At 59.6% G+C, this 13,881-nt stretch carries 11 protein-coding genes; 8 read left to right on the top strand and 3 right to left on the bottom strand.

The window, feature by feature from the left end; genetic code table 11:
* Positions 1–49 precede the first annotated feature (49 nt).
* The 3 genes from OIM11_00950 to OIM11_00940 all read left to right on the top strand — a co-directional run bounded on the left by OIM11_00950 (position 50) and on the right by OIM11_00940 (position 2,528).
* On the top strand, positions 50–694 hold the full coding sequence (locus tag OIM11_00950; GenBank protein HJI99717.1) for a DUF4190 domain-containing protein: 645 nt from the start codon (positions 50–52) through the stop codon (positions 692–694).
* An 85-nt stretch (positions 695–779) separates the two neighbouring features.
* Positions 780–1,199 carry an XRE family transcriptional regulator gene (locus OIM11_00945; protein HJI99716.1) on the top strand — a complete coding sequence of 140 codons (420 nt, stop codon included), beginning with the start codon at positions 780–782 and terminating at the stop codon, positions 1,197–1,199.
* Positions 1,200–1,214: 15 nt separating this feature from the next.
* Positions 1,215–2,528, top strand: coding sequence for a protein kinase (locus OIM11_00940; GenBank protein ID HJI99715.1), 1,314 nt, complete (start codon positions 1,215–1,217; stop codon positions 2,526–2,528).
* Positions 2,529–2,547: 19 nt separating this feature from the next.
* Here OIM11_00940 and OIM11_00935 read toward each other — a convergent pair whose 3' ends face one another.
* From OIM11_00935 to OIM11_00925, 3 genes are all read right to left on the bottom strand, one after another.
* A complete protein-coding gene (locus OIM11_00935; protein HJI99714.1) occupies positions 2,548–3,690 on the bottom strand; it encodes a DUF3810 domain-containing protein in 1,143 nt (380 codons plus the stop codon).
* 428 nt (positions 3,691–4,118) lie between these two features.
* Positions 4,119–5,564 carry an NAD(P)(+) transhydrogenase (Re/Si-specific) subunit beta gene (locus OIM11_00930; GenBank protein HJI99713.1) on the bottom strand — a complete coding sequence of 482 codons (1,446 nt, stop codon included), beginning with the start codon at positions 5,562–5,564 and terminating at the stop codon, positions 4,119–4,121.
* 2 nt (positions 5,565–5,566) lie between these two features.
* Positions 5,567–7,105, bottom strand: a complete 1,539-nt coding sequence (locus tag OIM11_00925) for a Re/Si-specific NAD(P)(+) transhydrogenase subunit alpha (GenBank protein HJI99712.1) — start codon at positions 7,103–7,105, stop codon at positions 5,567–5,569.
* 290 nt (positions 7,106–7,395) lie between these two features.
* Here OIM11_00925 and OIM11_00920 point away from each other — a divergent pair, with 290 nt between their 5' ends.
* From OIM11_00920 to OIM11_00900, 5 genes are all read left to right on the top strand, one after another.
* Entirely contained in the window at positions 7,396–8,970 is a 1,575-nt protein-coding gene (locus OIM11_00920) for a 2-isopropylmalate synthase (GenBank protein HJI99711.1), read from the top strand.
* Positions 8,971–9,262: 292 nt separating this feature from the next.
* Positions 9,263–10,603 (top strand): replicative DNA helicase, encoded by a 1,341-nt coding sequence (dnaB, locus tag OIM11_00915; protein ID HJI99710.1) that lies wholly within the window; start codon positions 9,263–9,265, stop codon positions 10,601–10,603.
* A gap of 105 nt (positions 10,604–10,708) precedes the next feature.
* Positions 10,709–11,989 carry an adenylosuccinate synthase gene (locus OIM11_00910; protein ID HJI99709.1) on the top strand — a complete coding sequence of 427 codons (1,281 nt, stop codon included), beginning with the start codon at positions 10,709–10,711 and terminating at the stop codon, positions 11,987–11,989.
* 1 nt (position 11,990) lies between these two features.
* Positions 11,991–13,274: a phosphoribosylamine--glycine ligase gene (purD, locus tag OIM11_00905; GenBank protein ID HJI99708.1), complete on the top strand. Its 1,284-nt coding sequence runs from the start codon at positions 11,991–11,993 to the stop codon at positions 13,272–13,274.
* Positions 13,262–13,831 (top strand): NUDIX hydrolase, encoded by a 570-nt coding sequence (locus OIM11_00900; protein ID HJI99707.1) that lies wholly within the window; start codon positions 13,262–13,264, stop codon positions 13,829–13,831. Before purD ends, OIM11_00900 begins: the two co-directional genes overlap by 13 nt.
* Positions 13,832–13,881 lie beyond the last annotated feature (50 nt).

Here is a 13,881-nt window from a genome sequence, read left to right as displayed (position 1 = left end):
ATCGACATGTCAGCCGAGCATGCCGAACTTACCGTATGAGGAGAAAGCCATGAATAACGTTCAGACAGACACCAACAAGCCGAGGTCCGGTTTTGCGATTGCTGCCCTCGTTCTGGGAATCGTTGCTGCGGCAACATCGTTTATGCCCATCATAAACAATGCTTCTTTCTTTATCGCCCTGATTGGACTCATCCTTGCTATCGTGGCTATAGCTGGGATTCGCAAGGGCAAGAACAGTGGCAAGGGTCTTGCTGTCGCCGGTCTCGTTCTCTCCATTGTCGCGGGGCTTCTAGTTCTAGGTACTCAGGCTTTTTATTCTGCGGTTCTCAACGAGGCGGTGGATCAGTCGACTCAGCAGCTCAATAAGATGACGGGTGATGCGACTGACGACATCTTGGGTGTTGATGTCGAGGTCACTATCGGTGACTACTCGATCAGCAAGGATCAATACGGCCTCGTGAAAAGCGATCTCCCGGTCACGGTGACAAACCTGCTCAAAGAACCCGCTTCGTTTTGGATTAACGTCGAAGCCGTTGATGCAAACGGTTCGCGCATCAACGATGATACCGTCATTGTCAACGACCTTGGCGCGGGGCAGAGTACGAAGCTAGACGCCTTTGCCTTCGTAAGCTCCGACGATTACGAGGCGATGAAAAACGCAAGCTTCAACATCATTTCGGTCTCGGAGATATAGTGCGCAAGGCCAGTATCGCATGCTTTATGAAGGTCGGCATGCGGGGTATGCTGCTCTCGTTGCAAAATGAGATGGATGGAAAGTTATGGACGAGAGAATCACTGAGGAGCTCCTTGCCGAGCTTCTTGCGTCGCCGAGCATAGAGGGCTTTCTTGATGATAATGTTACCAACGAGGTTACCTTGTCCGAATATCTGCAGGAACTCCTCGACAAAAAGGGCCTCAAGCGTGCTGAAGTCATACGTAAGGCAAATCTCAACGCGACCTTTGGCTACCAGGTTTTCACCGGTGCGCGCGGGGCGGGGCGTGACACGATCCTGCAACTCGCTTTCGCCATGGAACTGACGTTGCGCGAGGCCAATCGGCTATTGCAGACAGCAGGCGCTAATGGGCTTTACTGCAAGAATCGTCGCGATGGCATTATCATCTTTTGCATTGAGCACTCCTATTCGCTGCAGGAAACGGACGAGGAGTTGTACCGTTTCGGCGAGGAGACCATTTGCTGATATCATCACCTTACGATGGATGATGATCTCGCAACATATCTTGACGCACTCGCTCGGGGCGAATGCTATCGTGTCGATGCCGTTTTGAAGGAAAACGCCCTAGAGATGACGGAACGTGTTTTTCTCATCGTTGCCGATGGTACGGAGCGGGGCCCCTTCATTCGCAAGCGCATGAAAATTGAATCCGGGTTGGGTGAGGCGTATGAGCGTCTTTGGCGAGCGCAGAAGGCGGGCAAGCGCTTCATGCACTTACCGCGCATCGTGGAATGCGGAATGGATGGCGATGATCGTATCGTAATCATGGAGCATGTGGACGGTGTCACCCTAGATGAGCTGGTCCGGAATTCCAGCTATACCGATGAGGCTGCCCTTGTCATCTCCGGTCTACTTTGCGATGCGGTCATGGAGTTGCATGAATGCTTCGATCCTCCGATGATTCATCGTGATCTCAAACCCGAAAATGTCATTGTCTCCCCATCGAATCTCACGCTCATCGACCTTGGCATTGCCAGAACCTTTGACAAGAATGCGGAGAGGGACACGAGAAGTTTTGGCACACGCGGCTATGCTCCTCCCGAGCAGTTTGGCTATGGGCAGACCGACGAGCGTAGTGATATATACGCGCTGGGAATGCTGATTGCATATTGCTATTTGCGCGAAGATCCGAGCCGGAGTCTTATCGAGAGCTGTTTCGAAGATATGCGCATTCCTGAATCACTCCGACCGGTCCTTGCGCGTGCGACATCCTTCGATCCGGAGAGGCGCTACAAAAGCGTGCGAGCTATGAAGGATTCACCTAGCATGGCAACCGCACTTGCGGAGATGGACCCGGTTGTTGCGTGTACCGAAGAAGACGACGCGGCGCGCACGGACAAGGAAGCGATGAGTGCTCCCGCAGCTCCACCACCACCACCTCAGACGCTGAGCGTCTCCAATGCTGATAATGCGGCGAAAGGCAGGCGGCCTTTTGCAACAATCCCGCAGTGGGTCGGTATCGTATGGAATGTTCTAGTGATTGCGACATGGGCGCTTTTTGCTATCGCTGCCATATCGGTTACCTTTTTTCCCATTGAGGGTGACACCTTCGTCTCGCCGGTCGCGCGGGGAATCATTTCGATAGGCATTTTCCTAGTTGGGCTTGCTCCGATAGCATTCGGGTTGCTTGATAAGAGCTGGTTGAGAAAGCGAATTGCCTTTTTTAGAAGGTTTGCATGGTGGAAAATGCTGCTGCTCTGTGTGGCCGTAGGGCTTGCAATCATGCTCGCCTCAGCTGTAATCGGAACCATCATGAACGAAGCGGTCATGTTCAGCGCAAGCGCCGCTGGATGAAACAACGCCCCCTCGTTCCTCACCCTCGCTGCTCTGCCAGCAGTAAGTCCACCATGCGCCCGTAGCTCTGTGTGCCGTCTGCCTGGTCGTTTGCCTTCAGGTATGCGTCGTTCGCGCTCTGCGCGAAGTCGCGAAACGCCCCCTCGTACTGTGCCCAGAACTCCGCATTCTCCGTGCGATCGGCTCGCACGGCATCCGAAAGCCCAGCTGCTACCTGGCGCGCTGCGTTCTCGTCTGTGCGTGCCAGCGCTGAAATCGCATAGGAGTACGCAAGCGAGTAGCCGCTGTAACGGATGAGCGCATCTCCGCTCTGCTTACACGCAAGGTAGGCGATGAAGTTCGCCTCATCTTCACGCATGTACCCACATTGATGTGCGAGCTCATGACCCATGGTTGCGGGGATCGTGTAGAAAGGCGGCAGCGTGTTGATGTTGCTCTCCACCGTGAACGCGAAGTACATGCCCGTTATATCTCCGTATGACATGAGCTGCGAGAACAACGTGACGGGCTTGGGTTGCGAATAGACCGGACGTTCGAGTGTGGTGTATTGCTCCGCCAGCACCTTCATTTCGTCGACACTGCGCACGGCGTATCCCGCAAAGCCGCCTCGCTCGTCAATATGCGCCTGCATATCGTCGCCGATTTCGGCACGTGCGGCATTGAGCTCGGCCGTGAGCTCGCCGCACAGGTCGACCAGCTCCTGCGTTGTGGATTCCCTGACGCCAAAGCCTTCGTTTTGCGCAAAGGTGTAACGGTAATAGTTGAGTCCGCAGAGCATGGCGTACAGGAAGAACGCGATGGAGGCGATGGCAAGAAAGCTCGTGACCATGCGGTAGAGATAGCGTAGGCGCTGGCCGCTGCGCGTGACGATGTGCACGATGTAATAGATGAGCATGCATGCAATCGATACGACGGCGATGATGACGATCCACTGCGCCACCGAGAAGCTGACAAGCGACGGCAGGTATCCCCACACGCTCGAGACCCATGGATACACGCTGCGTGAGAATATGTGCTCGCATGTATCGGGGTTCGCGCGCGCCAGCATGGTGAGCACGAGTGCGATGATGCCTGGTACCAGCCACCATAGCCGTCGCAGCTCTCGTCGCCAGCTTGCCTTGAGCGCGTCTTTCCTCGTTGTTCTGTCTTGTGTCTGCTCCATGCTTTCATCATAGCGGATGGGATGCGATGAAAACGGGGAGTGGTCCCGCAGGTTTGTTGCGAATGTCTAGAGTTTGGGTGCGTTGCGAGTGGGTACACAGCGCGTCCGTGCGCATTTTTGACGCATGTCTAGGCTTCTCGTGCTCCTGGTGCACAAAAATGACGCATGTCTAGGCCTTGGGTCCTCCAAACAAGTGCGATTCCCTAGACATTTGCCAAACCTGCGCACGGATCTCCTGGAGATCCTAGACATCCGCGATTTTTGCGCACCAGCTTCTCGAATTTCAGCCAACAAGTCTCCAAATCCTTCAAGGGACTTGGAGACTTGCAATAAATCTACGATGAATCTGTCGAAGTACCCCGACTAAAAAGGGAGGCCACGCATCTGCGCAGCCTCCCTTCGCTACTCGTCGCTATGTCGCTCGCGTCTTATAGCGCGGCAATGATGGCGTCGACGCTGTCCTTGGCGTCGCCCAGGAGCATGTCGGTGTTCTCGTTGTAGAACAGTGGGTTATCCACGCCAGAATAACCGGCGGAGCCCATCTTGCGCTTGGACACGATAACCTTTCCGGCCTCCCAGACGTGCAGCACCGGCATGCCGGCGATGGGGCTGCCCGGTTCGGTCGCGGCCGACGGGTTCACGGTGTCGTTCGCGCCGATGACGAGCACGACGTCCACGTCGCCCCAGTCATCGTTGATCTCGTCCATCTCGTAGACCGCATCGTAGGGCACCTTGGCCTCGGCAAGTAGCACGTTCATGTGACCGGGCATGCGGCCGGCAACGGGATGGATGCCAAACTTCACGTCCACGCCGCGCTCGATGAGCTTGCGCGTGAGGTCTGCCACGGGGAACTGCGCCTGAGCCACGGCCATGCCGTAGCCAGGTGTGACGACGACGCTCTTGGCGTTGCGCAGCAGTTCGGCGACTTCCTCGGGGGTCGTCTCGGTGTGCTCGCCACCCTGCGTTGCGCTGCTGCCCGAAGATGCGGTGGGCGCAGAGCCAAAGCCGCCCAGGATAACCGAGACGAACGAGCGGTTCATGCCCTGGCACATGATCCAGGAGAGGTACGCGCCCGACGAGCCGACGAGTGCGCCGGTGATGATGAGCAGGTCGTTACCGAGCGTGAGGCCGACCATCGCGGCAGCCCAACCGGAGTACGAGTTGAGCATCGAGATGACGACGGGCATGTCGCCACCGCCAATAGCCATGACCAGGTGCAGGCCAAGCACGAGCGAGACGACGGTCAGGATGATGAGCGGGGTCAGGCCCGCATCGACGCCCTCGGTGTTGGCAAACCACACGATGAGCGCAATCGAGGCAATGACCATGATGAGGTTGAGGATGTTGCGACCGGGCAGCGTAAGCGGCTTGCCCGAGATGCGGGCCGCCAGCTTGAGATAGGCGATGATCGAACCGGTGAAGGTGACCGCGCCAATGAAGATGGCCAGGCCGGTCTCGGCCATGTGGAAGGCGTTCTCGGCGCCGCCGGCAAGGTTGCCCGGCGTCGTGAAGAACGAGCCGAAGGCCACGAGCACGGCAGCCGCACCCACGAAGGAATGCAACATCGCCACGAGCTGCGGCATGGCGGTCATCTGGACGGTCTTGGCGCGCCAGATGCCGATGATGGCGCCAATGATGATAGCTGCCGCCATGAAGCCGATAACGGGGCCAAGGGGCTGCGTGGACGAAACGAGCGTCACGAGTATGACGGCGACAAGAGCCAGCACCATGCCGGCGATGCCGAAGAAGTTGCCGCGCTGGGCGGTCTTTTGCTTGGAGAGTCCCGCGAGCGCAAGGATGAACAGCAGCGCTGCGACAAGGTACGCGAGGGACTCGAAGTGCGCGAGAGCATCGAGAATCGTGGAGTTCATCATGATTAATCAGAGCTCCTCTCGAACATCTTGAGCATTCGGTGCGTCACCAGGAAGCCACCGAAGATGTTGATGGAGGCCACGGCCATCGCGATGAACGCGAGAATGGTGACCACGAGGTTCGAGGAGCTGATGAGCAGGATGGCACCCACGATGATGATGCCCGAGACGGCGTTGGTCACCGACATGAGCGGGGTGTGCAGCGTATGCGACACGCCGCCGATCACGTAGAAGCCGACGACGATGGCCAGTTCGAGCACGACGAAGTGCGAGGTCATGGACGGCGGGGCGAGCATGACCACGACCGCGCCGAGCAGTACCGCGGCGACCTTCCACCACCACTTGGCGAATGCCGACTTCTCCTTGGGCTCCTCGATGGGAGCGGCCTCGGCCGGTGCCTCCTCCTTCTTGGGGGCTGCCGAGACGCTGACTGCGGGAGGCGGCCACATGCCGACGCCGTCGAGCGTGACGGTGATGCCGCGAATGACCTCGTCGTCCTCGTCGAGGACGAGCACGCCGTCTTTGCCTGGGGTTGCGAGCTTGAAGAAGTTGACGATGTTCTGGCCGAAGAGCTGCGAAGCCTGGCCTGGCAGACGACCCGGCAGGTCCGTGTAGCCGATGATGGTTACGCCGTTGTCGGTGACGACGACCTCGCCCGGCTTGGACAGCGCACAATTGCCGCCAAGTGGGCTTGCGCCCATATCGACGATGACACTGCCGGGCTTCATGCCAGCGACGGCCTCCTCGGTGAGCAACAGCGGAGCGGGACGACCCGGCACCTGTGCCGTCGTGATGACGATGTCGTTGATGGCGGCTTGGTCCTCGTAGACCTTGAGGACGCGCGCCTGCTCGTCCTCGTCGAGGGCCTTGGCGTAACCGTCCGAGCTCTCTTGCTTGACGGGAATCTCGACGAAGGTCGCGCCGAGCGACTCGACCTGGTCGGCGACGTCCGCACGCACGTCAGTTGCGGAGACTTCGGCTCCCATGGAGTTTGCCGTGCCGATCGCGGCCAGTCCCGCGACGCCGACGCCGATGACGTAGACGCGGGCCGGGGGCATCTTACCGGCAGCGGTTACCTGGCCGGTGAAGAGCCTGCCGAAGACGTTGGCTGCTTCAATGACGGCACGATAGCCGCCTACGTTGGCCATTGACGAGCGCACGTCGAGGGATTGCGAGCGCGATAGACGCGGCACCATATCCATGGCGAGCGCCGTGATGCCCATTTCCTCGAATTTGCCGATGATGTCCTTGTTTGCACCGGGATTCATGCGGGCGATGAGCGTGGCGCCTCGCTTGATGAGGGCGAGCTCAGCATCCGGCGGAGTGTCGAGACACACGACGATATCGGCTCCCCACGCCTCCTCGCGGCTCACGATTGTCGCACCCGCTTCCTCGTACGCGTCATCGAAGTAGCTTGCCTTGGCGCCGGCGCCGGATTCAACGGCGACGTCATAGCCAAGCTTGATGAGCTTCTTGACGCTATCTGGGGTGCCTGCGACGAGCGTCTGTTCGGGATTCGGTTCCCGAGGTATACCTATGAGCATTTTTCCTCCCCATTACGAAAAAGCCCGTTGTGTATAGATGGGTATGGTAATGCATGTACGCGCGCATATATATAGCGAAAAAGAGGGGTAAGTAAATTCAGTCGCGGGGTACGACCTCATTCTCGGGGCATGAACACCCCGCCTTCCCTTGCGTTTGCGCCTAGCTCGGGTAGTATTCGCTTCGTAATGAGACAGTTGCTCAGAGACGTTGTCTCATTATGAGCAGGCACCGGAAACAAATGAGACAAAACTCGCCCGGCACGATTTGTCTCATTTTGCGGGAGGACGTCATGAGCAGGAAGATCGCCATATTCGATACCACGCTGCGCGATGGCGAGCAGTCACCAGGGGCAAGCATGAACGCCCAGGAGAAGCTCGTCATTACGCGACAGCTTCTTCGTCTCAATGTCGACGTCATCGAGGCGGGCTTTCCCGTGTCGAGCCCCGGTGACTTCAAGTCCGTCCAGGATATCGCCATTACCTGCGGTGACCAGTGCATCGTCGCTGGCCTCACGCGTGCCGTCGAGCATGATATCGATGTGTGCGCCGAGGCGCTCGAGGTTGCCGCACGCCCGCGTATCCACACGGGCATTGGCGTCTCGCCCGAGCATCTTTGTTACAAGTTCAAGGGCATGTCGCTTGACGAGGCCATCGATCAAGGCGCTGCCGCCGTACGTCATGCCCGCAAGTACGTCGACGACGTCGAGTTCTATGCCGAGGATGCCGGACGCGCCCCTTACGAGGACCTGGCCCGCATGCTCGAGGCCGTCATCAAGGCCGGTGCGACGGTCGTGAACATTCCCGACACCACGGGCTTCAGCGTGCCGTGGGAGTTCGGCCAGCGCATCCGCTATCTCATGGAGCATGTCAATGGCATCGAGGACGTCTGCGTCTCCGTGCATTGTCATAATGACCTGGGCATGGCAACGGCGCTTTCGCTCGCGGGCGTGATGAACGGCGCCACGCAGGTCGAGTGCACCATCAACGGCCTGGGCGAGCGCGCGGGCAATACCGCCATGGAGGAAGTCGTCATGGCGATCAAGATGCACGAGGACGAGCTTGATGCTCACACGGACATCAACACGACCGAGTTCGCGCACACAAGCCGCCTCGTCTCGTCCATTACGGGCATCAACGTGCAGCCCAACAAGGCCGTGGTCGGCGCAAACGCTTTTGCGCATAGCTCGGGCATCCACCAAGATGGCGTCATCAAGAACCGCACCACCTACGAAATCATTGCGCCCGAGGACGTGGGTGTTTCCGGAAGCCAGATCGTGCTCACTGCCCGCAGCGGGCATGCTGCCCTGCGCAAGCGTCTTGAGGATTTGGGATACGCAAACATTCCGGACGACAAGTTCGAGCAGGTCCACGCGGCATTTCTCGAGCTCGCCGATAGCAAGAAGGAAGTCTACGACGAGGACCTGCATTCGCTCATGGGCGAGCAGGACCGAAACGAGAACGCCATCTATCGCCTCGACGCCGTCCAGATTTCCTGCGGTCAGCCGCTTGTCTCGACGGCAACCGTGACCATTACCGATGAGGCTGGCGAGGTGCACACTGCTTGCGAGATCGGCTCGGGACCCATCGATGCCATGTACTCGGCCATCAACAAGGTCGTTCAGGCAGAGAACGACCTCATGGAGTATTCGGTCAAGGCGGTAACGCGTGGTATTGACGCCCTGGGCGAAGTGACGGTGCGCATCATGGATCACGATGGAGCCATCTTCATCGGTCGTGGTAGCGACCGCGATATAACGGTGAGCTCGGGCAAGGCCTACGTCAACGCGCTCAATCGCATGATTGACCAGCAACGACGCAACGCCCAACGCGCCGAGAGCGGCAGCGACGCCCCTGCGCACATCTAGTCCCTGTCATTTCGAGCGGGTGCCGCCGCGTGCCTTTGGTCGAAATGACAACCCCCTTTGCCATTCGAGAAAGTTTGAAAATCCGTTTATAAGTGGAAAACTCGGCATTTCCCCCTTGTGATGGCGCTTTGGTCTCCACATCGGGTGTTAATGCGCGCAAACGCGGACAATCGTGTCTCACCAAACGGGTATGGTGGTCACCCCTGAAAAGGACAACCCAACGAGGAGATGCGAGCGCACCATGCCAGAGCTTGCCTATACATCGAGTGCTAACAATTCGGTTGAGCGCATCATGCCGCAGGATATCGATGCCGAGAAGGCCGTGCTTGCGGCCATGCTGCTCGGCCAGGACACCGAGGTCGTCGAGGAAGCGCTCATGAAGCTTTCGGCCAAGGAGTTCTACCGTCCTGCGCACCGCAAGATCTTCGAGGCTATGGAGGAGCTCTACAACAAGAACGCCCCCATCGATCAGCTTTCCCTGGCCGATCGTCTCAAGACGCGTGGAGACCTCGATGCCGTGGGCGGCAAATCCTACATCGTCGAGCTCGGCAACAACACCTATGCATTGGCCAACTGGGCTCATCACGCAGACATCGTCAAGCGCGCTGCCATGCTGCGCGACCTCATCGGTGCCGCCGTACGCATCACCGCGCTCGGTTACGATGCGCCAGATGACCTCGATGAGGTCGTCGAGACATCCGAGAAGCTCCTCTTCGATGTCACCAACAAGCGCGTTTCCACCAACTTCAAGTCCATGAGCTCGCTCGTGGTCGAGACCTTCAACGAGCTCCAGGAGCTCGCCAACACCAAGAGCCGCTACAATGGCGTGCGCACGGGCTTCAAGGACCTCGATGATCTCTTTGGCGGCCTGCGCGGTGGCGACCTCGTCATCCTCGCCGCCCGTCCTTCCGTCGGCAAGACGGCACTCGCGCTCAACATTGCGAGTCGCGCTGCCCAGCTTGGCACGTCGGTCGCCTTTTTCTCGCTCGAGATGTCAGCCACGCAGCTTGTGCAACGCGTGCTCTCGACCGAGACGCGCATCAACTCCAAGAAGATGCAAACGGGCCAGATGAGCGGCCAGGACTGGGTCACGCTCGTCAACGCGTCAGATACGCTCTCCAAGCTGCAACTTTGGGTCGACGATACCCCGAGCGCCTCCATTCTCGAGGTGCGCGCCAAGGCGCGTCGTCAGCTGCGCAACGTCGAGCCGCAAAAGGGCCTCATCATCGTTGACTACCTGCAGCTCATGCAGCCGCAAAACACGCGTACGGAGTCCCGCCAGGTAGAGATCGCGGAGATTTCCCGTGGCCTCAAGATTCTCGCGAAGGAGATGGACATGCCCATCATCGCGCTCTCGCAGCTTTCCCGTGCTGTCGAGTCGCGTCAAGGCAAGCGTCCCATCCTGTCGGACTTGCGCGAATCCGGCGCCATCGAGCAAGACGCCGATATCGTCATGTTCCTTGACCGCTCTCTGTCCGAGAAAGAGGCCGAGCAGGAGGATCGCCCGCCGCTCAACACGGCAGACGTCATCGTGGCCAAGCACCGCAATGGTCCCATCGGCACCGTGAGCCTAGCATTCCAGAGCGAGTTCACGCGCTTCGATAACCTCGCTCGCCCGGATGACAGGTACTAGGGCGGCTCTCTCGCATTCCCCTCGAATCCTCCGCGTATAGTCCTTCACATTCGATACAATGATGTTTCGCGCGAACGCGCTGAGCCTCTCATTAAGGAGAACCACATGTCAGGCACTATATTAGTTGGGACCCAGTGGGGCGACGAGGGCAAGGGCAAGGTCACAGACCTGCTTGCTTCCGATTACGATTACGTCGTCCGCTTCCAGGGCGGAAACAACGCCGGTCACACCGTCATCTACGGAGACACCAAACTCGCCTTGCACCTTATTCCATCGGGCATCATGTACGAGAGCGTGACGCCGCTCATCGGCAATGGCTGCGTTGTCGACCCCAAGGTGCTTTGCGATGAGATGGCCGGGCTCGAGGAGCAGGGCATCTCCACGGAGCGTCTCCTCATCAGCAGCAACGCGCACGTCATCATGCCCTACCATCGCGTCCTCGACGGTGCCACCGAAGCCCGTCTGGGTGCCAACAAGATTGGCACGACCAAGCGCGGCATCGGCCCGTGCTACCAGGACAAGTACGCACGCATCGGCATTCGCATCCAGGACTTGCTCGACAAGAAGATCCTGCGTGAGAAGCTCGAGACGGCACTCGCCATCAAGAACGACATCCTGCAAAACGTCTACGACATGCCCACGTTCACCGTCGATGAGATCCTGGACGAGTACCTTGGCTACGCGGACATGATTCGCAAGCATGTCGTCGACGCGAGCCAGCTGCTCAACTCCGAGCTACGTGCTGGCAAGTCGGTGCTCTTCGAGGGCGCGCAAGCCACGCAGCTCGACATCGACCACGGCACCTATCCCTTCGTCACCTCGAGCAACTGTACGGCAGGTGGCGCCATGACGGGCACGGGCGTGGGCCCCACGCGCATCGATCGCGTTCTCGGCATCGCCAAGGCGTACATGACACGCGTCGGCAGCGGCCCGTTTCCCACGGAGCTCTTCGACGAGTACGGCAAGACGCTGGGAGAGGCCGGTCATGAGGTCGGCGTCACCACGGGTCGCAAGCGCCGTTGCGGTTGGTACGATGCCGTCATCATCCGCTACGCAGCCGACGTCAACGGTCTCACCGACATCGCGCTCACCAAGCTCGACGTGCTCGGTGCCGTCGACAAGATCCAGATCTGCACGGCCTACGAGGCAGACGGTGTCATCTACGATAACGTGCCCACGAACCAGACGGCTTTCCATCATGCCAAGCCCATCTACGAGGAGATGCCCAGCTGGCAGTGCGATATCTCCGCCTGCCGCACCTACGAGGAGCTTCCGCAGGAGGCCCGCGATTACGTCGAGCGCCTCGAGGAGCTCGCGGGCGTTCCCATCAGCATCGTCACGGTTGGCCCCGACCGCGATCAGACCATCATGAGAGGATGGAACTAACATGAATATCCTGCTTTTGGGAAGCGGCGGGCGCGAGTGCGCCATCGCCACGGCGCTTGTCGAGTCGCCCAAGTGCGACCAGCTCTTCATCGCACCTGGTAACGGTGGAACGGCAGAGCTCGGCACTAACGTTGACCTCGACATTGAGGACGGTCAGGCCGTCGTCGATTTTGCCCGCGCCAATGGTTGCGAGCTCGTGGTCATCGGCCCGGAGGCTCCGCTTGTCGCCGGTGTCGCCGATGCCGTGCGTGGGGCTGGCATCGATTGCTTTGGCCCCGGTGCCGCGGGTGCGCGTCTCGAAGGCTCCAAGGACTTCTCCAAGAGCCTCATGATGAAGTACGACCTGCCCACGGCGGCATATGGCACCTTCACGGATTGCGATTCCGCGTTGGCCTATCTCAACGAGCATGGCGCTCCCATCGTCGTCAAGGCCGACGGCTTGGCGGCGGGCAAGGGCGTTACGGTTGCGCTCACCAAGGAGGAGGCCGACGAAGCCATTTGCGAGTGCTTTGACGGTCGCTTTGGCGAGGCGGGCTCCACGGTCGTCATCGAGGAGATGATGACCGGCCCCGAGTGCTCCATGCTCGCCTTTACCGATGGCATCACCGTGCTTCCCATGGCTCCCTCGCAGGATCACAAGCGTGCCTACGAGAACGACGAGGGCCCCAATACGGGCGGCATGGGCGTGTATTCGCCGGTGCCCATCGTCACCGATGAGGAGCATGCGACCATGATCGACATCATGGAGCGTGCCGTCGCCGGTCTGCGCGAGGAGGACATCGACTATCGAGGCGTCCTCTATGGCGGTTTCATGCTTACGCCGGAAGGCCCCAAACTGCTCGAGTTCAACGCACGCTTTGGCGACCCGGAGACGCAGGTCGTCCTGCCGCGTCTCGAGACCGACCTGGTCGATGTCATGGTCGCGACTGCCCAGCAGCGCCTGAGTGAGGTCGAGCTTTCCTGGCGCCCCGAGTGGGCCGTGAGCGTCGTGCTCGCGAGCGAGGGCTACCCTGGCGATTACGAGAAGGGCCGCGAGATCACGGGCATCGACGAGGCCAACGCGTTGCCGGGCGTGCACGTCTACCATGCCGGCACCAAGGTCGTCGATGGCAAGGTCTACACCAACGGAGGCCGCGTCCTCAATGTCACCGCACTCGGTGATACCTTCGAGGCCGCGCGCGACCGCGCCTACGAGGCCTGCGACCTCATCAACTGGGACGGCAAGTTCATGCGTCGCGACATCGGCGCCCGTGCCATGAGGGGCCGCAGCGCATGGGAGAGCTAATCGAGCACTTCGAGGATCCCGCGATCAGCGAGAAGATCCTCAGTTCCGTGCGCAGCTTCGAGGGACGCCTGGTCAAGGTCGATTCCGTCGACATTGAGTTGCCCAACGGGCACAAGACGCAGCACGAGGTCATTCGTCACCCTGGCGCGGTGTGCGTCATCGCGCTCGATGACCAGGGCCGTGTGCTCATCGTGCGTCAGTACCGCACGGCGCTCGAGCGCGTGACTATCGAGGTTCCCGCAGGCAAGATCGACCCCGGCGAGGATCCCGAGGACGCCGTGCGCCGCGAGCTCGCGGAGGAGACGGGCTACGCAGCAGGGCAAATCCGCCGTCTTGCCTCCATTGCCGTGGCCGTGGGGTATAGCGACGAGATCATCCATCTGTACATGGCAACCGATTTGATGCCGGGCTCGGCTCATCCGGATGATGACGAGTTCGTCGTCGCCGAGTGGGTGAGCATCGAGTCGCTCATCGACTCCGTCCTCGACGGTCGCATCGAGGACTCCAAGACCGTTATTGCCGCGCTCATATGCGATGCGCTGCGCCATAGAATGTAGAGCTCCGCAGAGAACAGGCGTCTGTGCGGTTGCACGAGTGAGGAGAAGAG

The sequence above is a fragment of the Coriobacteriaceae bacterium genome, from assembly GCA_025992705.1.
Taxonomy (GTDB): Bacteria; Actinomycetota; Coriobacteriia; order Coriobacteriales; family QAMH01; genus QAMH01.
This window is presented reverse-complemented; position numbering and strand designations above follow the sequence as displayed.

Bases quoted from the DNA above. Each gene is read 5' to 3' on its own strand.
- OIM11_00950 (HJI99717.1), top strand. From the start codon at position 50: ATGAATAACGTTCAGACAGACACCAACAAGCCGAGGTCCGGTTTTGCG.
- OIM11_00945 (HJI99716.1), top strand. From the start codon at position 780: ATGGACGAGAGAATCACTGAGGAGCTCCTTGCCGAGCTTCTTGCGTCG.
- OIM11_00940 (HJI99715.1), top strand. From the start codon at position 1,215: ATGGATGATGATCTCGCAACATATCTTGACGCACTCGCTCGGGGCGAA.
- OIM11_00935 (HJI99714.1), bottom strand. From the start codon at position 3,690: ATGGAGCAGACACAAGACAGAACAACGAGGAAAGACGCGCTCAAGGCA.
- OIM11_00930 (HJI99713.1), bottom strand. From the start codon at position 5,564: ATGATGAACTCCACGATTCTCGATGCTCTCGCGCACTTCGAGTCCCTC.
- OIM11_00925 (HJI99712.1), bottom strand. From the start codon at position 7,105: ATGCTCATAGGTATACCTCGGGAACCGAATCCCGAACAGACGCTCGTC.
- OIM11_00920 (HJI99711.1), top strand. From the start codon at position 7,396: ATGAGCAGGAAGATCGCCATATTCGATACCACGCTGCGCGATGGCGAG.
- dnaB (HJI99710.1), top strand. From the start codon at position 9,263: ATGCCGCAGGATATCGATGCCGAGAAGGCCGTGCTTGCGGCCATGCTG.
- OIM11_00910 (HJI99709.1), top strand. From the start codon at position 10,709: ATGTCAGGCACTATATTAGTTGGGACCCAGTGGGGCGACGAGGGCAAG.
- purD (HJI99708.1), top strand. From the start codon at position 11,991: ATGAATATCCTGCTTTTGGGAAGCGGCGGGCGCGAGTGCGCCATCGCC.
- OIM11_00900 (HJI99707.1), top strand. From the start codon at position 13,262: ATGGGAGAGCTAATCGAGCACTTCGAGGATCCCGCGATCAGCGAGAAG.